This window comes from Acidovorax sp. DW039, from assembly GCF_037101375.1.
Classification (GTDB): domain Bacteria; phylum Pseudomonadota; class Gammaproteobacteria; order Burkholderiales; family Burkholderiaceae_C; genus Acidovorax.
On sequence record NZ_AP029019.1, the window covers coordinates 1,119,685 to 1,141,171 of the forward strand.

Here is a 21,487-nt window from a genome sequence, read left to right on the forward strand (position 1 = left end):
GTTGAACCCTCATGGCCTTCCCGTGTGAGAAGGCCATGGGCATGAGGGTGGGCGCATCGCGCTCTTCCTTTCTTTCTCTCTACCTTCTCTGACCATGACCCAGTCCTCCACCCCTGTCGTTACCGAGTTGCGTGCTATCCCCGTGGCGGGACGTGACAGCATGCTCATGAACCTGAGCGGTGCCCACGCGCCCTTCTTCACACGCAATCTGGTCATCCTCAAGGACAGCTCCGGCAACACCGGCGTGGGCGAAGTGCCGGGTGGAGAGAAGATTCGCCAGACGCTGGAAGATGCGCGCGAGCTGGTGGTGGGTCAGCCCATTGGCACTTACCAGCGGGTGCTGCAGCGCATGCAGCAGCAGTTTGCCGACCGCGATACGGGAGGCCGTGGCCTGCAGACGTTTGACCTGCGCACCGCCATCCACGCCGTGACTGCGGTGGAGTCTGCCTTGCTGGACCTGCTGGGCCAGCACCTGAACGTGCCCGTGGCGGCCTTGCTGGGCGAAGGCCAGCAGCGCGACGCAGTGGAGATGCTGGGTTACCTCTTCTACATTGGCGACCGTACCCAGACCGACCTGCCTTACGTCACCGACCCCGATGCCGACAACGCCTGGTTCCGCCTGCGCCATGAAAAAGCCATGACGGCAGATTCCATCGTGCGTCTGGCAGAGGCCGCACGCGAGCGTTATGGCTTCAACGACTTCAAGCTCAAGGGCGGTGTGCTGCGTGGTGACGAAGAGGTCGAGGCCGTAGTGGCCCTGCACGAGCGCTTCCCCGAAGCCCGCGTCACCCTGGACCCCAATGGCGGCTGGATGCTCAAGGACGCCATTCGCCTGGGCCAGAAAATGCGCGGTGTGGTGGCTTATGCCGAAGACCCCTGCGGTGCCGAAGACGGCTTTAGCGGGCGCGAGGTGATGGCCGAGTTCCGCCGCGCCACCGGCCTGCCCACGGCCACCAACATGATTGCCACCGACTGGCGCCAGTTCACCCACGCGCTGTCGCTGCAAAGCGTCGATATTCCGCTGGCCGATCCGCATTTCTGGACCATGGCGGGTTCGGTGCGCGTGGCCCAGACCTGCCGCGACTGGGGTCTGACCTGGGGCTCGCATTCCAACAACCACTTCGACGTGTCCCTGGCCATGTTCACCCATGTGGGCGCAGCAGCGCCGGGCCGCGTCACGGCCATCGACACCCACTGGATCTGGCAGGACGGTCAGCGCCTGACCAAGGACCCGCTGCAGATCGTGAACGGCCATGTACAGGTGCCGCAGAAGCCCGGCCTGGGGGTGGAGCTGGACATGGTGGAAGTCGAGAAGGCCCACCAGCTCTACCTGCAGCATGGGCTGGGCGCGCGCGACGATGCCATTGCCATGCAGTACCTGATTCCCGGCTGGAAGTTCAACCACAAGATGCCTTGCATGGTGCGCTGAGCCGCACTGCAACCCTGCACCGTCGGCTGCCCCGTGGCAGCGGGTGGGGTGAAGCTGCCTGCGGACTGGTAGAACCTGTTCACAGTCATCGCAGGCGCAGCGGGCCTGGCCGGCGCCTCTGCTCCACGTTTCACCGCACCTGGCATGCCAGAAGAAACCAAGAATGGAGACAAGCATGCAACCTATCGACCACACGCCGCGCCGTCAGTTTTTCAAGGCCGCGGCGGGCACCGGGCTGGCCCTCGCAGGCTCGGGGGCCATGGCCCAGGCGTTTGATTTCAAGCCCAACCAGCGGTACCCGGACCCGGCCATCCAGATTCTGGACCCGAGCTTTGCCAAATACCGCATCTACAGCAGCACGGTAGAGCAGGTGGCCACAGGCATGCGCTGGGCCGAGGGGCCGGTGTACTTTCCGGAAGACGGCGGCTATGTGCTGGTCAGCGACATTCCCAACAACCGCATCATGAAGTACAGCGAGCGGGACGGCAGCTTTACCGAGTTCCGCAAACCTGCCAACTGGGCCAACGGCAACGCCCGCGACCGGCAAGGCCGCCTGGTGACATGCGAGCACTCCGTCACCCGCCGCATCGTGCGTACCGAAAAGAACGGCAACCTGACGGTGCTGGCAGACAGCTACCAGGGCAAGAAGCTTAACGCGCCCAATGACATCGTCGTCAAGTCTGACGACACCATCTGGTTCACCGACCCGCTGTTTGGCATCAATGGCGAGTGGGAAGGCTTCCGCGCCCAGCCCGAGCAGGCCACTACCAACGTGTACCGCCTCACGCCGGATGGCAAGCTCCATGCCGTCATCACAGACATCGTCAATCCCAATGGCCTGGCGTTCTCGCCCGATGAGAAGAAGCTCTACGTGGTGGAGTGGAAGGGCACGCCCAACCGCAGCATCTGGAGCTATGACGTGCAGCCCGATGGTTCGGTGGCGAACAAGACCAAGCTGATTGATGCTGCGGACCAGGGAGCGCTGGACGGATTCCGTGTGGACCGCGACGGCAACCTGTGGTGCGGTTGGGGCAGCAACGGTGCACTGCACACCGAGCCGGTGGAGCAGGGTGGCCGCAAGGTCTACCCCCTCAAGGGCAAGCCCGAGGATCTGGACGGAGTGATGGTCTTCAGCCCCCAGGGCAAGCCCCTGGCACATATTCGTCTGCCCGAGCGCTGTGCCAACCTGTGCTTTGGTGGCCCCAAGAAAAACCGTCTCTACATGGCGAGTTCGCACTCGCTGTACGCGCTGTATGTGGAAGCGCATGGCGCTGTCTGAGTGGCTGGGATGTAGCTGAAAAAGGGGGCGGTGCCCCCTTTTTTCCTTTGTACTTCCACCTTTGGCATGGCGGTGGACGTTTTGTCCACCGCAGGGCTGTGCACAGGTGACAAGTTGGCAGGCCGGTGTGTGCCAGAAGCGGGCAACAATCAGACCCAGCAACTGCCCCGCTCCTGCCCATGTCTCAAAACACCCATACCCTGCACTTGCTCTTCAAGGAGCCCATCGCCCTGCGCTGCTGCCAGCTGGTTCTTCAATACCAACAGGCGGGCGATGCGCCAGAGGCCGCCCGCTGGGCAGAGAAGCTGGGCGGCGCAGACCCTGAAAAGCTCTGGAGCGCAGACTGGTTCAATCACAGCATGGAAGTCACGGGTGGCTGCCTGCAAGTGCAGTTTGATTCCAGCTCAAGCGAGGGCATTCCCTTGTCCATGCTGGAAGAGTTGTTTGCCCACGGCTTGCAGGCCGCCGTGGCCGAGGTGTTTTATGACCAGGTGGGCGAGATCGAACGCATGCACTTTGATCAGGGCATGTGGGTGGCACGCAAGACCTTGCTTGAGCGCTACCCCGCACTGAAAGCTCTTGCAGAGGCTGAAACGCCAGAGCAGGACCCCGCCGAAGACACGGAGAGTGCGGGCGCGGAGGAAGAAGACCGTCAACGCCCGCGCAAACCTGTCCACATCGCAGCCCTGCGCGCCGAGCAGGATGAGAGGGAGCGGCAGGGGCAAGAAGCGGCACAGGCCATGCTCAACCTTTTCAAAGACATGCGCGAAAGCGGTGTCCCGCCGGTGCAAGGCCTCATGGGTGTCTTTTTGCTGCGTGCAGGCTTCAAGGGCCTCGTGCATGCAGCACTGTTCACGGTGGTTACCGCCCTGCTGTTCAAGGGGCTGTGGCTTTGGATTGGGCTGGGCGTGGTGCTGGCGGTGGTGCTGCCGCTGTACTACATGCAGCAGGAGCGCAAGTCCCTGTTTTCATGAGAGAGCCGCGCCAGAAACGTGACGAATATGAGCGGCTCACACGACCCAGCGAAGCGGCCCTGGCTAGGCGTTCCGTCGCAGGCAGTACATCAGGTACGACAAGACGGAACAACAACGCCAGGGGGGGCGTGTTAGTCGCTAAAGAGGGAGGGTTTTTATGCTGACCGAGATTGAATGGTGGGGTGGGCTGATCTTTGTGGTGGGTGCGTGGGTGTACCGCTCCGCCATCGGGGCCTTGGACCAGGATGCCCCCTGGGATGCCAACCGCCTGCTGTCGCATGTGTTCTTTCTGGCCCCTGCAGCGGTGCTGGCGGGCTACTTCTATCCGTTGAACGCGCCTGCGCTGCGCTATGCGTACCTGGGGGCGTTGGGGGTTGCCCTTTTTGCCATGGTGACCACATTTGCCATGGAGTTGAAGGATCAGGCCCAGGCTGCATCAAACTCGACACCTGACGATGGGGCCACCCGCATGCTGGAGCCCGATGCACCTGCGGCCACTGGTGAGGCCGCCGATGAGGAAGTCGGCACCTTCTACACCGTGCTGGGCATGCTGGTGCTGTACAGCCCGGTGTTGGTGGCCTGCGGTCTGGGGTGCGTCAAGGCCTGGCGTTGGTGGTCTTCGGGGGCGTTGGGGTGAATGGATGCGAGCCTCTGAGCTGGTGAGCCATTGCGGTTCGATGGCTCAAGGGGGCGTGCTCCAGCGGATACTCCTGCCTCTCCCCCCTTTTTTTGCACACGCTTTCTTCCTCTGCATCCATGGCCAGCGATTCCTTTTCGGTGCTTCTTTCGCTTTACATGCGCCGCATCCGCGCCAGCGCCTCCGGGGTCGCCACCGAGATTGGCCTCAGCCGCGAAGCCGTCAACAACTGGCGCAATGGCGTGTCGGTGCCCAACCCGCGTTCGCGCGACAAAGTGGTGGCCTGCACACGCTACCTGCGGCTGACCGAAACCGAAGCCAACCGGCTGCTGAGCGCCGCCGGGTTTGAGCCCGAGTTTCCCCTGCAGGCAGAGTCTTCGGGGCCCCAGCCTTTCGCGGCGTTTCAGGATCGCTTGTTTGCCCAGCTGGCCCAGGCTGCGCCCTATCCCATCTCGCTGCTGCTGTCGCCCGCGCACTGGGGTCAGCCGCCGTTTCGGCAAGAGTTGCTGGCCCGGGCCCGCGCGCAGTATGGCGAGCAGGCTGTGCTGCACATCCAGCCGCCCTACAGCGTGAGCACGGCCGCCGATGAGTACTTTGCGGCACTGGGGCGGCAATGCGGTTTAGGGGATGTCGCATCGGATTACGAATTTGAAGCCGCGCTGGAGCGCCGCCTGCTGGCAGGCGAGCGCCTGTTCTGCCTTGTCAGCCGGTTTGAGCAGGGCACCCCCGCCCTGCGTGAGACGCTGGCGGGCATTTTGCGCAGCCTGAGCGAAATGCACAGCGGCCGCCTGCACCTGCTGCTGTGCGGTGGCGAGGCGCTGGCCGACCTCAAGTACCGCAGCGGTGACCTGTCACTGCTCAACATTGCCCAGGTCAACCACTGGCCGGAGCCCACGCTGGAAGACCTGGTGGTGCTGGCCCGCCACCGCTGGCCCGAGCAGACCTGGACGGTGCCCGTGCTGGCAGGCCTGCAAGACCTCACGGGCTCGCACCCCGCGTTGTTTGAAGAGGGGCTGCAGTGGCTGGTAGACCATGGCACCCTGGCGCTGGAGGGCGATGCCACGGCGGCGCGGGCCTTGCACTCCCACCTGGCGGGCAGCGCGCGGCTTTGGCAAACCTATCTGCCGCTGGCGCAGGAGCCTCATGCCCGTGAGCGGCTAAGCCAGCTGTTGCAGGCACAAGACCTGGGGCGCGCGCGCCCCTACCTGCAAGACGATGACCTGCGCCGACTGTTCTGGGGCAACCTCATCCATGTGCGTGGCCAGGGGGATGCTGCCCGCCTGCACTGGCGCAGCCCCATCGTGCGCGAGGCCGGGCTGGCGGTGCTGGACACCTGCGCCGCGCCATGATGGCCATGCCCTCCCGCACGGTGGTGCGTGCCGTGGTGATTGCGCTGGTCACGCTGTTTGTGGCCAGTGCGGTGCTCACGCCCAAGCTCAACCCCGCCACCCGCGGCCGGGTCACGGCGGTAGAAGCGGCGGGCCCCGTGTGGGGAGAGATTGCGCAATGGCGTGTGGCCCTGGGACAGGCCACCCATGAACAAGGCGGCTGGCCCGCAGACATCCAGCACTACGCGCCCCCCGGCACAGGCCGCTTCGTGCGTGCTTCGTCTCCTGAACCCTATGTGTTGCAGGTCGAGGTGGTGCGTGACTCCGAAATGGGCATCCTCGCAGGTGCGCAGGCGGTGATGCGATGGAACCCGCAGAAATTCACCTGGTCGTGCAGGGCAGGCAAGCCGCCGTTCCCCCCGGGCTTCTTGCCCCTGAATTGCCAGGACGGGGTGGGAGACGACCGCCCGGAAGGGGCGGGGCCTTCCACCGCTCCCGATCCATTTGGCTGGCTGCGCAATTTGATGCTGTGGTGCGGCATGGCCTTTGTGGGCGCAGGGGTGATGTGGGTGGTGCGCCACCCGCTGCTGGGGCCTGCACGCGTGCGACCTGCCCGGCTACGGCGCACTCCGCTGGCCTTGTTGCCCAGGCTGGACAAGGTGCTGCGCCTCACCGGTCGTCTGCCCGCCACCCTGCAGGCCGCAGGTATCCGGCAGGCTGACTGGCAGCGTGCCGTGCAATGCGCTAGCGCAGATGGCGCGGTGCTGGCCCAGGCGCTGGCCGCCAAGGTGGCCGCAACCCAGCAGGCCAGTGCAGACTGGGCCTTGCCTGGCGTGGTGCTGCAGTGGCAACTGCCTGCAGACTGGCCCGCATCGCTGGACCGCTGCCTGGTACTGGTGCCCGAGTCCGGTGTGGACGAGGCCGCACTGGTGCAAAGCCTGCGGGCCGCCGGCACTGCCAGTGATGTGTTGCTGGTGCTGGGTTCGGATAGCGAAGAAACCGCCCAGCCCTTGCTCCAAAAGCACTGTGCTGACCACGCCAACCTGCATGTGCTGGTCGATAGCGCTACGCAGACGGAGTGGTTGCTGGGCAGTGCATCAGAGCAGGTGCTGCTGCGCCTGTTGGCTGCGCAACTGCGCATCACGCGCATATCGCCCTACCAGACGCGCGGTGGCGTCACGCGTGAAGGTGCCTTTTTTGGACGTGCGCAATTGCTGGCCCGGGTATTGACCCGTGAGCCCGCCAACTACCTGGTGGTGGGTGGGCGGCAACTGGGCAAGAGCAGCCTGCTCAAAGCCGTGCAGCGGCGCCTGCAGGGGCATCCGCATATCGTGTGCCACTACGTGTCCCTGCGCGATCATCGCTTGGCCCCTCGCCTGGCTTTGCAATTGGGGTTGCCTGCCGCTACGCCCCTGGAGGGCATCGTGGATCACCTCCAGGCGCAATACGTGGGCAAGCGCCTGTACCTGCTGGTGGACGAGGCAGACCTGTTCTTTCGCGACGAATCCTCCCGGGGGTACGAGCAGCTCTCGACCCTGCGCGCCCTCAGCGATGAGGGGCGGTGCTGGTTCATGCTGGCGGGCTTTTGGGACCTGTACGCCACCGCAGTGCTGGATTACCAAAGCCCCCTGCGCAACTTTGGCGAAGTGCTGACCATCGGCGGCCTGGAGCGCCAGGCCTGCCGCGAACTGGCCACCGAACCGCTGCGCCGCCTGCGCCTGGGCTTTGCCAGCGATGCGCTCGTAGAGCGCCTGATCGACGCCAGCGGCCAGCGTGCCAACCTGGTGGCCATCCTGTGCCAGGAATGTCTGGAAGCCCTGCAACCCGGCGAGCGGGCCATCGAGACTCACCACCTCAACCAGGCCCTCGCTTCGCAGGCCGTGCAGGACGCATTGGCCGGCTGGGGCCGCCTGAGCCAGGACGAAGCCGCCTGCAGGCTGGACCGCGTGCTGGTCTACCACACCGCACAGGCAGGGCAGACCAGTCTGGTGGCATTGATTGAATTGCTGCAAACGCACGGCATTGCGGCCGATGCGCAGGCGCTGCGCGAATCGCTGGCGCGCCTGCAACTGGCCTATGTACTGCGCAAGCAGGATGCCGAGTACCGCTTTGCCATTCCTTTGCTGCAATCCCAGTTTGAGACCAGCGAGGTGGAGCAGCTGCTGCGGCAGGAAATGTCTGCCCTCGCAAGGAGCTGATGCGATGAGAAGCGGTTCAAGAGCACACCTCACTCGAACGGTGCGAGAAGGCTCTGACGCATCGGCCGTGCCATTTTTTCAGGGAATGCTTTTTTTTGATCTCAGGAGAACTCATATGACCCACCCGACCCCATCGTCCCCTTCCATCACGCCTGCGCTGCAGCCAGAGTCCCGCTATGCCTCGGTGGTCCAAGACCACAAAGCCCTCTGGGGTGCCGTGCAAGAGCGGGCGCATGAGGGAGAGGGCGAAGGGCTGGTCGCAGCCATCGCTGTGCATGCCTCGCGGGCCTTGGTCGCCTACATCGAGTACGGCGAGGACATGGATTACCCCGAGCTGCGTTTGCTGGATTTGCGTACCGATGAAGTGACCGCCGTCGACAGCGAGGACCTGGCCGACGCCCCCATGATTGATGGTCTGGCCTTTACAGATGAAGACGCGGGACTGCTGGAGCTTCAGTTTCGCGACGGCGACAAGCATGTGGTGACGCTGGACTTCGACGGCCCATCGGTCCGCTGGTAGGCGGCTGGAGTCCCCCCGCCATGGCAAGCTCGTCCGCTGTTGTCCTTGAGCACGACTCAGGGTTTGATCACATCCTGTCCTCCCTGGAACGCCTGGTGCGCTCCGGTGTTCACCCAGACCGCATCAGCGTATCCCAGTACCCTGCATTGCAGTGGGCATGTGACGCGCGCTGGGCGTATTACGACCGTGAGGATGATGAATCCGTGCGCGGGCGGGTAGACGCGCAGTTCGAGTTGCTGTGCCTGCTCTTGGCGCATGGCGCCGATCCCAACAGGCGCGTGAACCGCGGGACTACCCCGCTGGCAGTGTGCTGTGAACAGTTTGCCAATCATTCCCGGGATCGTGCCCTGGAGCGGCTGGACCAGGTGCTGACTGCGGGAGGCGATCCCCGTCAGACCAAGGACTCTGCCGTCTGCATGGTGCTCGGCCTGAGAGATATGCGGGGCGAAATCTTCAGCATGCCGTTTCGCGAAGACGCACCGCCAGAGCAAGCTGATGCCGCTTACCAGGCGGTGGACAGGTTGCTGGCCGCCGGAGCCGATATCGACGCCATGGACCACCGTGAGATCTACAACCCGCTACTCATGGCTGCATCCATGGGCAGTGTGCCGTTGTTGCGCTTTTTGAAGGACCGCGGCGCCAATGTGCAATTCACCACCCCCGCAGGCAGCAATGCGCTGATGCACTGCGCAGGTGACGTCAACGGTTTGAATCAGAGCCGCGCCGGCATCTCGGTGGCGTGGCAGCGAGAGGGCGACCCGGTGGCGACAACCCGCCAACTGCTGGACTGGGGCCTGGACCCCGCGGCCGCCAACGCCCGCGGTCGCACCCCGCTGCGCCTGGCCGTCAGCGCAGGCAACCTGGATGTAGCGGCTGTGCTGGCCGAGGCCCTGACGGCCCAAGGCAAGCTGGTGGCTGCCGATGTGCGCCTGTTCCGGGGCACGGAATACGAGGCACCCGTGGCGGCGCTGACCACCTCGGCATCACTCCAAAAGCCCGCCAAGCCCAAGGCGGCTGCGGGTGGCGCTGCCCAGCGCGCCACCTGGACGCGCGCCTGCGCGCGGATCGAAGGCCCTACCGACTGGAAGCCCGTGCAGTACCCCCAGTGGCTGCGCACTTGCCTCAAGGACGTAGTGGCACGACTGGGGGCGGGCGCCGACCCGCGAGTACCGCCCGATCTGTTGTACCTGGAGTACGACGATCACTCCCGCAGCCTGCACCTGTCTCGCACCAAGTCCTATCTCAGCCGCAGCGGCGCTGTGGAGTTGGTGGCCCAGGTGACTGACTGGAGGAAGATGACGGTCCGCTTCTCGCAGATCGAAGGTGACAACTGGGTGCTGCGTGAGGCCATCGAGTGGCCGATGGAGCCGGGCATGCCCCCTGCGACCGATGTGCTGTGCGATGCCATCGGCCAGCTGTGCCACCGCTACCTCAATATCCACAACTGATGGCGTGTGTACGCGCCGTTTGCCATCCATTTCCTTCCCTAGCACGCTCGATTGCATGACTACCAAGCCAAAGTGGACCGACCGCATCTATCGCCCCATTCGCGTGCTGAATCACGCCGATGGCCTGCACCTGGAGAAATTCACTGATGCTGATCTGGACCAGATTGCAGAGTGCGATGACATTCTGGACATTCACCTGCGCAGTAACCGCACTCCGCAGGCGATTGATCTGTCTCGTTTGGCACACATTCAGGGGCTTCGGCGCTTGAGTCTTGACCGCGTAACGTTCACCAACCTGCAGGCCCTCAAAGCTCTAACGCACCTGAAATCGCTGACCATTGAGAACTGCGATTTCAATGACTTCGAGGCACTCAACGGCCTGAATGTTGACACTCTGTTCCTGTGGCACAACAAGCTCACCCACTTCCCGTTGCGGTTGAGCTTGCCCAGGCTGGAGAGTCTGTACCTCTCCAGCAATCGGATCACAGACCTTTCATTCGTCAAAAGCTATCCCACACTCAAGCAGCTGGATGTAGACCGCAACCGCATCACAGACCTGTCGCCGCTCGCAGACTGCACACATCTGGAGGATTTGGGAATCAACGACAACCCGCTGACCACGTTGGCTCCCTTGGCAGGCGGCGCTATAGAAGGCTGAGCGTGAGCAGTGAACTGAGTGCTGAGAAACAAGGATTGCAGCTGGAGCTGCCCGAAGAGCCTTACGAGCCGGAGGCAGACGCCATCGAAGCCCAGCGCATTGCCGGATGGATGAAGTCAAAGAACTGGCCTTCGCTTTATGCGGTGACTGATTTGAATTTGCTGGGCGCAGCCTTCTCCAGCTTTGTGCACGGCCACTTTGACGAAGAGATGGTGCGCGGAGCTCTGGCGCATCCGGCTCCCGGAGCGTTCGATGCGATGGTGAGCCACGGGCTGCGTCCGCATTACTCCATAGAGGCCGAGTTGCTCGTCAAAATCCTCAGTACCTACGGCGACCGCCTGCTGCCGCCACTGATGCAGAGCTTTCACACCTATCTGGCGTTTTTCCCGGAGTACGAACCCTTCTACGCAGGCAAGCTCAAACACGAGCACGCCACCATCGCTCGCATTCTGGTGGAGGCGCCCATCCCCGCGTTTGCCGACCTGTTCCTGGCGTTTTTCGACTTGCGGGGCAGCTTCTCAGAAGCCCACCTGTACCACTACAAGCGTCTGCTCGACGTGGTGGGCAAAGTGCAGTCTGCGCAGCTGGTTGCGCCCATCATCGACTTGCTGGGGTTTGAAAAACACATCCTGGGCGGCGATGCCGCCTTCATGAAAAAAGTCTTCAAGGCCATTGGCCAGCTGGGTGCCAAAGCCGATGCGGCGGTGCTGGCCAGCCGCTTTGATGTGTCTGCCGAAACCCGCACCGATGTGGCCGAGGCGTACGAGGCCACCCTCAAAAAACTCGAAAAGAAAAAGAGCTGATGCGCTGCAGGCCGCCGCTGCATACCACTGTGTTTTGTCTTTGCTGTTGAACCCGCCCCATGTCTGAATCTCACCTGCGCTACACCGTTTACTTTGAGTCCCGCGCCCAGGCGGCCGCCTGGGCTGCTGAGGCCGAGGCCACAGCCGACATGCCGCTGAACGAGCAAGCCCGCGTGCTGGGCACGATGCTCGGCTTGGGTGAAGACTCCGGGGTCTCTTTTGAGTTTGCGGGGGCTGCGCAGTTGTGTGCAGAGCTGGCCGTGCTGGGGCCATGGAACCTGCTGCCTGCCGAAGAATGGCCACCTGGTTTGATGGAGCGGGGGGCCAAGCTGCTGAGCTGTGAATGGCACGATGGCCCCAAGGCGCAAGGCTTTTTTCTCAACGGTGCAAAATCCGTCACGCGCAAGCAGTTTGAAGCCGCGGTGCGCAAGCTGGACCCGCTGGAAGAAGTGCACCAGTTGCTCTCCAAAGAACAATATGGCGAGGTCTTGAACCTGGTGCACCACCACGGCCTGGACCCCAACACGGTGCTGTACCACCGGCCGCTCATCGTGCATTTGCTCACGCCGCAGGCGGGCAAGGCCAGCGGCGTGTTGCCCACCGACGCCATCATTGCCCTGCTGCAAGCCGGGGCGCGGCCCGACCCGCTGGCGCTGGTCACCCGCATGCCCAGCTTCACCTTACCCGTGTTTCCGCTGCATTGCGCGGCCTACGCGTTTGACATTGCCCTGATGCAGGCGCTGGTGGATGCGGGCTTGGATGTGAACGCGGTGGACGACGAGGGGAACACGCCTTTGATGCAACTGGCCGATGCAACGCACTATTTGGGCAAGCCCGTTTCCATGGCCGTGCAGGCAGCACAGTGGTTGCTGGAGCGGGGCGCAGAGGTCAACGCCGTAAGCCAGCACGGGGATTCGGCCCTGGCCGGGGGCGTGCACCAGGCATTGCGCGACCTGCTGGTGGCACACGGTGGTCGGGTGATCTGGCCGCAATACGCGCTGGAGTACGACATCCCGCAGCAGCAACGCAGCGCGATCTGGTACCACGACCATGCGCGCCTCGATGAGCTGCTGGCGCATGCCCCGCCAGACGAGGCCTACCGGCATCAGCTGCTGAGCAGTGCGGTGGATGCTGGGAATTTCCATGCGTTGGACCGCCTGTGGCGGCCACAAGACCATGCACTGATGTGCATCGACAAAATCCCGGAGCCTCGTTTGCTGGTGGAGGGCATCACGAAGCACGAAGGTACGGACGTGGCCACGTTGCGAAACCTGGTGCTGCGCAGCGCCCCCGAGGTATTCCCCACGCGCGACGCTGTCTGGCTGAATGCTGCCAACAGCTGCCTGCTGGATTTCACCAGCCGCATCGTGGACCGGCCTGTGGAGCTGCTGAAGATGGTGCTTCAACTCGGTCTGCCCGCCGATCCATCCTCCGATGCGCAGCGCAGCCCCTTGGAGGGCGCGATTGATGCCAGGTCTGGAGCCAAGGTGACGCTGCTGTTGGCCCATGGTGCCGACCCCAACCGGGCGCTGTACTACGGTGGCAATGCCTTGCATGGGGCAGTGCTATGCAAGGCGACCGATTGCATCCCATTGCTGTTGCAGGCGGGGGCGGACCGTACCTTCTGCGACAGCCAAGGCCGCACGCCGCTGCAGCTGGCGGTAGTCAAACGCAACAAGGCGGCGCAGAAGCTTTTGGCGAGCTGACTGCACACCGGCCCGTCAGGGGTTTCAATAAAAATGGGCTCTAGCGCTTATTAGATAAGCACTAGTAGCTATCATTTTTGATGATTTGATGTCCTTGCCCTGGCGATGGCTGTGAAGGCTCGCCCACCGTCCCTCATAGCCCTGGGGCATGAGCTCACGCCGAAAAGAGCTGAGTCCTAGCTTATTGCGAATGACCATTTATCGATATGCGCGCAGCATCCTAAAGTGAGGGCATGGCGCGTGTCAGTCCTTGGCACTTGCCACGCGAAGGGGCTGCACGGTATGCATGCCTGAGGCTTGCAGTGGCTGGTTGTAGCTGGTGTAGCTGGTCGTAGCCACGGCCGCCACCTGTGGCTCCTTTCGCTTCCCCATCGCTTGCGAGAGAACCACATAACAATGAATTTCCAACAACTGCGTTCCGTTCGCGAGGCCGTGCGCTGCGGCTTCAATCTCACCGAAGTGGCGGCCTTGCTCTACACCTCCCAGCCCGGCGTGAGCCGCCAGATCCGGGAGCTGGAGGAAGAGCTGGGCATCGAGATTTTTGTGCGCGCGGGCAAGCGGCTCACTGGCCTCACGCCGCCCGGTCAAGCCGTGCTGCCGATTGTGGAGCGCCTGCTGCAGGATGCCGACAACCTCAAGCGCGCCGGTGCCGAGTACCGCTCCAGCCATGAAGGGCGCTTGTCCATCGCTGCCACCCACTCGCAGGCACGCTATGCCTTGCCCCATGTGGTGCGCGACTTCCGGGCCATGTTTCCGCAGGTGTCTCTGCACCTGCACCAGGGCTCGCCCAAGCAGGTGGCCGAGATGCTGCTCAGCGGCGAGGCCGACATTGGCGTGGCGACCGAGGCACTGTCGCACTACGACGCTCTGGTCACCCTGCCTTGCTACCGCTGGACGCACAGCATCGTGGTGCCTCCAGGCCACCCACTGCTCGATCTGCAGGAGCCCGTGACGCTGCAGCAGCTGCAGGCCTTCCCCATCATCACTTACGAGCTGGGCTACACCGGCCGCTCGCACATCGACGAAGCCTTTGCCCGCGAGGGGCTCAAGCCGGAGGTGGTGCTGTCTGCTATGGACGCTGATGTGATCAAGACCTACGTGGAGCTGGGCATGGGCGTGGGCATCGTGGCCTCCATCGCGGTAGACCCCGAGCGTGACCGACACCTGCGCATGCTCGATGCGCGCCACCTGTTCGAAGTCAACGTCACCCGCCTGGGCGTGCGCCGTGGCACCTGGCTGCGCGGCTACGCCTACAGCTTCATCGAGACCTTTGCCCCCACGCTGACCCGTGAAGCGGTGGAGCGTGCCGTGCGGGATGTGCCTTCGCCAGAGTGACGGGGCGTGCGCGGCGTCTTGGGCAGGTGGGGCGCCGCATATCCATATCTGTTTTGATTCCTTCGCTGAGCGATCGGGCCTTCCTAAGCTGCATGCACGACCAGCGAAGGGCTTCCTGTGCTGGATGTCATTCACCACTGCCCCCAGGCCGCACCATGACCCAAACCCCATCGTCCCCCGCTTCCAACCCTTCATCCCATCCCCGTCAACTGGTCTTCGGCTTCGTCTTGCATGGCGTGGGCGCAGGCTGGGGTGATTGGCGCCATCCCAACGCAGTAGTCGATGCCAGCGTGAACTTCGGCTTCTACAAAGAGCAGGCGCAACTGGCCGAGAAGGCGCGGTTTGATTTTCTGTTCGTGGCCGACAGCGTGCACATCACCGAGCGCTCCAGCCCGCATTACCTCAACCGCTTTGAGCCGCTCACCATCCTGTCGGCCCTGGCCGGGGCCACCTCGCACATTGGCCTGGTGGCCACGGTGACGGCCAGCTACAGCGAGCCCTTCACGGTAGCGCGCCAGTTTGCGTCGCTAGACCACATCAGCGGCGGCCGTGCAGGCTGGAACGTGGTCACCTCGTGGCTGGACGGCAGCGCCCGCAACTACAGCCGCAAAGAGCACTACGACCACGATGTGCGCTACCGCCTGGCGCAAGAGCACTTGGATGTGGTCCAGGGCCTGTGGGATTCGTGGGAGGACGACGCCCTGGTGCGCGACAAGGCCACGGGTCAGTTCCTCGACCCCGCCAAGCTGCACCGGCTGGACCACCAGGGCGAGTTCTTTTCGGTGGAGGGGCCGCTGAACATCAGCCGTTCGCGCCAGGGGCAGCCGGTGATCTTTCAGGCCGGTGCGTCAGAAGACGGCAAGCGCTTTGCCGCGCAGCGCGCCGATGCCATCTTCTTCCATGCCGATACGCTGGAAGAAGCCCAGGCCTACTACCGCGATGTGAAGGCCCGTGTGGCGGCCGAGGGGCGCGACCCGGCCAAGGTGTTCCTGCTGCCCGGCATTCGCCCCATCGTGGGCCGCACGGCAGAGGAGGCAGAGCGCAAGTACCAGGAACTGGCGGCGCTGGTGCCCATCGAGAACGCCATCGCGGCACTGGCCCGGCCGTTCAACGACCACGACTTTTCCCAATACCCGCTGGACGCGCCTTTCCCCGAACTGGGTGACCTCGGCCGCAACAGCCAGCAAAGCGCCAGCGACAAGATCAAGCAGCACGCCAAGGCCCACGGCCTGACGCTGCGCGAAGTGGCCCTGTGGCACGCACGCCCCAAGCGCACCTTCGTGGGCACGGCAGAGCAGGTGGCGGACGAGATCCAGCGCTGGTTTGAGCAGGGCGGGGCGGATGGTTTCAACTTCTTTGAAGCCCTGCCCAACACCTCGCTCAAGGACTTTGCCGAACTGGTGGTGCCCGTGCTGCAAGCGCGCGGCATCTACCGCAAGGAGTACACGGCCCCGACCTTCCGTGGCAACCTGGGCTTGCCTGTGCCTGCCAACCGCTACACCGTTGCGCGTGCAAAGCCGGGCACAGTGGCGGGCAAGCTGGCAGAGCGTTTGCCCGAAGCAGTGGCTGCATAGTTCGCATGGGGCAACGTCCTCAAGCCCGGCTGAAACGCAAAAGGCCCGGAGTGAAAGCTCCGGGCCTTTTTGTCTTGATGCCCCAGCGGTGCAGGGCATACGGCCATCCTGGCGATCGTTCAGATCACCCGAAAGCCGTGCGTGCCGTCGCGCCCCAGTTGTTCCACCAGTCCAAACTCCCAATCCAGATACGCCTGCATCGCCTCAAGCGGGCTGTCCGTGCCTTCGTAGGGGCGGCGGTAGCGATCAATGCGGGGTGAGGCCAGGCGGGTTTCGCCTTGCTCCAGCGGCAGGCCCTGGGCAATCCAGGCCAGGGTGCCACCCTCCAGCACCTGCACCGTGGCACCGGTGATGCGGGCCACATCCACCGCCGCATAGCGGGCCAGCAGGCTGCTGCCGCAGGTCAGCACATAGTGCGGCGCTTTGGGAATGGCTTGCAGCGCCTGCGCCAGTTGCGACCGCAGCACAAACCACGCGCCGGGGATGTGGCGTAGCGTGTAGTTGGCGCTGGTGGTCATGTCCAGCACCGCCGTCTGGCCCGGGGCCTCGCGCTGCAGGCGTGCGGCCAGGTCGGCGGGGGTGATCCACTGGGCGGGCTCCAGCAGTTCGGGCACGGGCTGTGGGGCCGGGCGGGTGTCGTGAAAGTCCGCGCTCTGCAGACCGTCCAGCACCCACACATCCCAGCCCATCTGGGCCAGCCACGATGCACTCATGTTGGCGCGCACACCGTCGTCGTCCACCAGCACCAGGCGGGCGCCGCGCACGGGGGCGGTGTGGTCGGTCTCTTGCACCAGTTGGCCGCCGGGCGCGTTGCGAAAGCCCGGCACATGGCCACGGGCAAACTCCTCGGGCGTGCGCACATCCAGCAAATAGGTGGTGCGCTCGGCCTGCAGGGCAAAGGCGTGCAGGTGCTCGGTGCGGGCGCGCTTCGCCCCGGCGCGGTCGGCCACGCGGCGGGCCGCCTGGGCGGCGGCGGCGCGCTGCTCGGGCGTGTCGTGTGTTTGGTACGTAGGCTGGGTGTCAAAGCGGCGGCTGGCGCCGCGCTCCAGTTCCTGTCCAGCCAGCAGCCAGCCAATCGTGCCGTTGCGCAAGGCCGCGATGGGGTTGGGCAACCCGGCGTTGATGAGCGACTGCGTGCCAATGATGCTGCGTGTGCGGCCCGCGCAGTTGACGATGATCTGCGTCTCGGGCCGGGGGGCCAGCGCCTTGGCGCGCAGCACCAGCTCGGCCCCCGGCACGCTCACGCCGGTGGGGATGTTCATGGTCTGGTACTCGTCAAACCGACGCGCGTCCAGCACCACCACGTCGGCCTTTTGGTCGATGAGGGCCTTCACTTCTTCTGCGGGCAGCGAGGGCGTGTGGCGCTCGGCCTCCACCAGTTCGCCAAACGATTTGCTGGGCACGTTCACGTCGATGAAGATCTCACCCCCTGCATCGCGCCAGCCCTGCAGGCCCCCGGTCAGCAAGGCCACATCGGTGTAGCCCAGGCGCTGCAGGGTGCGTGCTGCGGGCTCGGCCAGGCCCTCGCCATCGTCGTACACCACGATGGCGGTGCTGCGCCGGGGGATGCGGGTGTAGACCTCGATCTCTAGCTTGCCTGCGGGGAAGTTTGCGGCAAACAGCGGGTGGGCCTGGGCAAAGGGATGTTCTTCGCGCACGTCGATCAGCGCAATCTCCTGCTGGGCGAGCAGGGCGTTGCGGACATCGGCATAGCTTTTTTGCGGCAAGGGGTTCAGGCCTGGTGATGGTGCTTGGGTCATGGATGGCGTCGATGAAAAATGGGGAACGGGTGGCTTCACTGCGCACGCAGCGCAGCATTGCGCTCGGCTGACAGATCCCACAGGTTGGGCAGCTCGGTATTGCTGTAGCCCGAGACAAAGGGCTTGCGCGTGCCGTCTTCGAGGTACACCGAGCGCTCCACCGCGCCGATGTTGGCGCCATACACATGGATGCTGATGGACGTCTGGTTGGCCAGCGCGTTGCTCACGCGGTGCACGTCGCCAATGCGGGGCGACACCGCTTCGACCTGCCCCGGCATCAGGCGGCTGGGATCACCGTGTGGCGCCCATCGGCCCTCCGCAGTTTTGGCAAAGTGCTGGGCCGTCTCGGCGCCGCGCAGCATCCCAATCAGGCCCCACACCGTGTGGTCGTGGATGGGGGTGGACTGGCCCGGCCCCCACACAAAGCTCACCACCGAAAACTGCCCCAGCGCATCGGCGTGCAGCAGGTACTGCTGGTAGCGGTCGGGGTGGGGCTTGGCATAGGCGGCAGGCAGCCAGTCGTCGTGTGCCACCAGGCGGCCCAGCAGGGCGCCACCGCGCTCCAGCACCTCAGGCTCGGTCGGGTTGCGCTGCAGCAGCGCGGCCAGTTCCTGCACAAATTCGCGCAGGCGGGCGATGGATGGGGATGTACTCATGTTCGCATTGCACCGCAATTGGGCTTTTTGCGCTGCTGAAACTTTTGCATATCGATGCGTGATTTTGTTCGTTCTCTGCGGCGCGTGTTGGCTTTGCAATAGCGCCACGGTCGGCAGGCACGGGTTCATCCCTGCCCTGGCGCGCCACAGGCTTCGTTTCACCGCATACACAGGAGGTTCGCATGGGCAAGGATCAAGGGGCAGCAGCATCGGGTGTTTGGTCGCGCCGGCGGGTGCTGCGCACGGCAGCAGGGGCTGGCGTTGCTGGTGCTGCCGCCGTGGTGGGTAGCAGCAGTGTGTTGGCCCAGGGCAGCAAGCTGCGCCCCGTCACGCTGGCCTGGAACGCCAACGCGGTGTGTCTGTCGGCCGTGCCCGTGGCCATTGAGCGCGGCTTTTTTGAAAAGCAGGGCCTCAAGGTTGAGCTGGTGAACTTTGCGGGCTCGACCGACCAGTTGCTCGAAACCATTGCCACCGGCAAGGCCGATGCCGCGGTGGGCATGGTGCACCGCTGGATCAAACCGCTGGAGTCGGGCCTGGACGTGAAGCTGGTGGGCAGCAGCCACGGGGGCTGCTCGCGCCTGGTGGGCTATAGCCCGGCGGGCATCACCAGCATTGCCAAGCTCAAGGGCAAGACGATTGCGGTGTCTGACCTCAACAGCCCTGGCAAGAACTTTTTCTCTGTGCTGCTGACCAAGGCCGGGCTGGACCCGGAAAAAGACGTGAGCTGGCGCCAGTTTCCTGGCGACATGCTGGGCCTGGCGGTAGAAAAGGGCGAGGCCCACGCCATTGCCGATGGTGACCCCAACCTGTTCCTGATTGAGCGGCGCACCAAGGGCTTGGTCGAGCTGGCCACGAACCTCTCGGGCGAATACGCGGCCAAAACCTGCTGCGTGGTGGGCGTGGGCGGCAAGCTCATCCGCTCGGACAAACCCCTGGTGGCCTCGCTGGTACGCGCCATCAACCAGGGTTCTGAGTTTGTGGCCGACTACCCCAACGAAACAGCCCGCATCTACAGCCCCTATTCCAAGGTGCCGGTGGAAGACCTGCGTGCCGTGCTGGGCACCCTCACGCACCGCAACCACCCCAGCGGCGTGGCGCTGCAAAAAGAGGTGGAGTTCTACGCCCGCGACTTCAAGCTGGTGGGCGTGCTCAAGCCCAGCACCGATGCCGCGCGCTTTGCGCAGCATGTGACGGTGGACGTGCTGGCCTGAGGGCCCGCAGGAGTCGCACCATGGCACACAGCACCACCCTCACACCCACGGGCTTGCCCGTGGCAGTTCCTTCTACGTCCTCCTCGTCTGCCTCTTCTCGGTCATCTCTTCCTGCACCAGCGCGCGCAGCGCCCAAGGCCGCGCCCGTGGCCAAGGCACCCCCAGCCCGCCTGGGCTGGACGGGCTGGTTTGCCGCACTGGCCTGGACTGTGTTGGGCGCCATCACCTGGTTCTGGCCCAACCTGCCGGTAGGTTTTAGCGACTGGGCCTACACGCAGGAATTTGCCGTGGCGGCTTGGGGCGTTGCCGCCGTGCTGTGGCTGGCGGTGGCTTGGCCCCGATGGCTGGGGAGCCAAGCTGCACGCTTGCGCAGCGCAGGTCCCTGGCTTGGTGCCATTGCCGTCGGCCTGGCGGTGTGGGAGGTCTACACCGCCAAACTGGGCACGCTGCCACCGCCCTTCTTTGCCCCGCCGCAAAGCCTGGCCGAGGTGTATGTGACCGACTGGGCGCGGCTGCTCGACAGCGCGTGGAACTCGCTCAAGCTGCTGGCGCTGGGCATTGCGATTGGCGCCAGCGTGGGCTTTGTCGTGGGCGTGCTCATGGGCTGGTCCCGCCGCGCCAATTACTGGATTCACCCCGTGCTGCGGGTGCTGGGCCCTGTGCCCACCACGGCGCTGCTGCCCATCTCGTTTTACTTTTTCCCATCGAGCTGGTCCACGGCCATCTTTCTGATTGCGCTGGGCACCGCCTTCCCGGTGGCCATCCTCACCTGGTCGGGTGTGGCGGGCGTGCACAAGAACTACTACGACGTGGCGCGCACCATGGGCGCATCGCAGTGGTTTCTGGTGCTGCGCGTGGCGATTCCGGCGTCGCTGCCGCAGGTGTTTGTGGGCCTGTTCATGGGGCTGGGCGCGGCGTTTTCCACCCTGGTGGTGGCCGAGATGCTGGGCGTCAAATCGGGCCTGGGCTGGTATCTCACCTGGGCGCAGGGCTGGGCCAGTTACCCCAATATGTACGGTGCGCTCATCATCATGGCGCTGCTGTTTTCGGGCGTGATCTCGCTGCTGTTTGTGCTGCGTGACCGGGTGCTGTCCTGGCAGAAGGGGATTGTGAAATGGTGACTTCCACCCAGGCCCCAGCGGCCCCCACAGCGTCACCGCCCCCGGTATCTGCGGCGGGTGCACGCATCGATGTGCGCAATGTGAGCCACTGGTTTGACCTGCCCGGCGGCGCCCTGCAGGTGATTGACGAGCTGGACCTGGCCATTGAGCCCGGCGAGTTCGTGGCTCTGCTGGGCCCCAGCGGCTGCGGCAAATCGACCCTGCTGCGGCTGGTGGCGGGGCTGGAGCCCGCCACGGCGGGCGAGCTGCTGCAAGACGGTGCGCCCATCACCCAGCCTGACCCATCGCGCATTGTGGTGTTTCAAGACCCCACGCTGTTCCCCTGGCGCACGGTGTGGGACAACGTGGCGCTGGGCCTGCAAGCGCGGGGCTTGCTCAAAACCCACCGCCATCGTGTAGACCAAGCCCTGCAACTGGTGGGGCTGGAGTCCTTTGGCAAGGCCTTTCCGCACCAGCTCTCGGGCGGCATGGCGCAGCGGGTGGCGCTGGCGCGGGCCTTGGTCAACGACCCCAGCCTGCTGGTACTGGACGAACCGCTGGGCAAGCTCGATTCGCTCACCCGCCTGGCCATGCAGACCGAACTGGTGGAGCTGTGGCAGCGCACAGGCTTCTCGGCCCTGCTGGTCACGCACGATGTGGAAGAGGCCCTGTTCATGGCGCAGCGCGTGGTGGTGCTGTCCGAGCGGCCTGCCACCATCCAGCAAGTGCTGGTGAACGACTTGCCGTACCCCCGCCACCGGGGCCACCCGCGCCTGGCCGAGCTACGGCACCAGGCCCTGGCACTGCTGGGGCTGGACGCCAGTTGGTGACGGCAGAGGTGGACCTTGCTGCAGCCCCCGGCGTGGGTACT

18 protein-coding genes are annotated in these 21,487 nt (G+C 64.5%); 16 read left to right on the top strand and 2 right to left on the bottom strand.

Going from position 1 to position 21,487, the window contains the following annotated elements; translation table 11 throughout:
• The first annotated feature begins 94 nt into the window (after window positions 1-94).
• The 13 genes from gudD to AACH87_RS05065 all read left to right on the top strand — a co-directional run bounded on the left by gudD (window position 95) and on the right by AACH87_RS05065 (window position 15,889).
• Window positions 95-1,429 (top strand): glucarate dehydratase, encoded by a 1,335-nt coding sequence (gene gudD, locus AACH87_RS05005; RefSeq protein ID WP_338797653.1) that lies wholly within the window; start codon window positions 95-97, stop codon window positions 1,427-1,429.
• 175 nt (window positions 1,430-1,604) lie between these two features.
• Entirely contained in the window at window positions 1,605-2,708 is a 1,104-nt protein-coding gene (locus tag AACH87_RS05010) for an SMP-30/gluconolactonase/LRE family protein (RefSeq protein ID WP_338797654.1), read from the top strand.
• A gap of 179 nt (window positions 2,709-2,887) precedes the next feature.
• Complete coding sequence (locus AACH87_RS05015; protein WP_338797655.1) at window positions 2,888-3,682, top strand: hypothetical protein; 795 nt, start codon at window positions 2,888-2,890, stop codon at window positions 3,680-3,682.
• A gap of 157 nt (window positions 3,683-3,839) precedes the next feature.
• Window positions 3,840-4,319: a hypothetical protein gene (locus AACH87_RS05020; protein WP_338797656.1), complete on the top strand. Its 480-nt coding sequence runs from the start codon at window positions 3,840-3,842 to the stop codon at window positions 4,317-4,319.
• Between the two features lie 119 nt (window positions 4,320-4,438).
• Window positions 4,439-5,668 (top strand): hypothetical protein, encoded by a 1,230-nt coding sequence (locus AACH87_RS05025; protein WP_338797657.1) that lies wholly within the window; start codon window positions 4,439-4,441, stop codon window positions 5,666-5,668.
• Window positions 5,668-7,845: an AAA family ATPase gene (locus tag AACH87_RS05030; RefSeq protein ID WP_338797658.1), complete on the top strand. Its 2,178-nt coding sequence runs from the start codon at window positions 5,668-5,670 to the stop codon at window positions 7,843-7,845. The genes AACH87_RS05025 and AACH87_RS05030 overlap by 1 nt, the downstream gene beginning before the upstream one ends.
• Before the next feature lie 115 nt (window positions 7,846-7,960).
• Window positions 7,961-8,365, top strand: a complete 405-nt coding sequence (locus AACH87_RS05035; protein ID WP_338797659.1) for a hypothetical protein — start codon at window positions 7,961-7,963, stop codon at window positions 8,363-8,365.
• Window positions 8,366-8,385: 20 nt separating this feature from the next.
• On the top strand, window positions 8,386-9,813 hold the full coding sequence (locus AACH87_RS05040) for a hypothetical protein (RefSeq protein WP_338797660.1): 1,428 nt from the start codon (window positions 8,386-8,388) through the stop codon (window positions 9,811-9,813).
• Window positions 9,814-9,868: 55 nt separating this feature from the next.
• On the top strand, window positions 9,869-10,471 hold the full coding sequence (locus AACH87_RS05045; protein WP_338797661.1) for a leucine-rich repeat domain-containing protein: 603 nt from the start codon (window positions 9,869-9,871) through the stop codon (window positions 10,469-10,471).
• A 2-nt stretch (window positions 10,472-10,473) separates the two neighbouring features.
• Window positions 10,474-11,274 carry a hypothetical protein gene (locus AACH87_RS05050; protein ID WP_338797663.1) on the top strand — a complete coding sequence of 267 codons (801 nt, stop codon included), beginning with the start codon at window positions 10,474-10,476 and terminating at the stop codon, window positions 11,272-11,274.
• A gap of 59 nt (window positions 11,275-11,333) precedes the next feature.
• Window positions 11,334-12,980 carry an ankyrin repeat domain-containing protein gene (locus AACH87_RS05055; protein WP_338797665.1) on the top strand — a complete coding sequence of 549 codons (1,647 nt, stop codon included), beginning with the start codon at window positions 11,334-11,336 and terminating at the stop codon, window positions 12,978-12,980.
• A 396-nt stretch (window positions 12,981-13,376) separates the two neighbouring features.
• Window positions 13,377-14,315, top strand: coding sequence for a CysB family HTH-type transcriptional regulator (locus AACH87_RS05060; RefSeq protein ID WP_338797666.1), 939 nt, complete (start codon window positions 13,377-13,379; stop codon window positions 14,313-14,315).
• A 155-nt stretch (window positions 14,316-14,470) separates the two neighbouring features.
• Window positions 14,471-15,889 carry an LLM class flavin-dependent oxidoreductase gene (locus AACH87_RS05065; protein WP_338797667.1) on the top strand — a complete coding sequence of 473 codons (1,419 nt, stop codon included), beginning with the start codon at window positions 14,471-14,473 and terminating at the stop codon, window positions 15,887-15,889.
• A gap of 119 nt (window positions 15,890-16,008) precedes the next feature.
• Here the strand turns inward: AACH87_RS05065 and AACH87_RS05070 are convergent, their stop codons facing one another.
• The gene (locus tag AACH87_RS05070; protein ID WP_338797668.1) at window positions 16,009-17,649 is read right to left on the bottom strand and encodes a rhodanese homology domain-containing protein; all 1,641 of its coding nucleotides are present in this window, start codon (window positions 17,647-17,649) and stop codon (window positions 16,009-16,011) included.
• A 35-nt stretch (window positions 17,650-17,684) separates the two neighbouring features.
• The gene (locus AACH87_RS05075; RefSeq protein WP_338797669.1) at window positions 17,685-18,305 is read right to left on the bottom strand and encodes a cysteine dioxygenase; all 621 of its coding nucleotides are present in this window, start codon (window positions 18,303-18,305) and stop codon (window positions 17,685-17,687) included.
• A 182-nt stretch (window positions 18,306-18,487) separates the two neighbouring features.
• On the opposite strand from AACH87_RS05075, the gene AACH87_RS05080 reads away from it, so the two are divergent.
• The 3 genes from AACH87_RS05080 to AACH87_RS05090 are packed head-to-tail and all read left to right on the top strand — an operon-like array spanning window position 18,488 to window position 21,446.
• Window positions 18,488-19,516, top strand: a complete 1,029-nt coding sequence (locus tag AACH87_RS05080; protein WP_338797670.1) for an ABC transporter substrate-binding protein — start codon at window positions 18,488-18,490, stop codon at window positions 19,514-19,516.
• Window positions 19,517-19,536: 20 nt separating this feature from the next.
• A complete protein-coding gene (locus tag AACH87_RS05085) occupies window positions 19,537-20,637 on the top strand; it encodes an ABC transporter permease subunit (protein ID WP_338797671.1) in 1,101 nt (366 codons plus the stop codon).
• On the top strand, window positions 20,631-21,446 hold the full coding sequence (locus AACH87_RS05090; RefSeq protein ID WP_338797672.1) for an ABC transporter ATP-binding protein: 816 nt from the start codon (window positions 20,631-20,633) through the stop codon (window positions 21,444-21,446). Before AACH87_RS05085 ends, AACH87_RS05090 begins: the two co-directional genes overlap by 7 nt.
• Window positions 21,447-21,487: the final 41 nt, after the last annotated feature.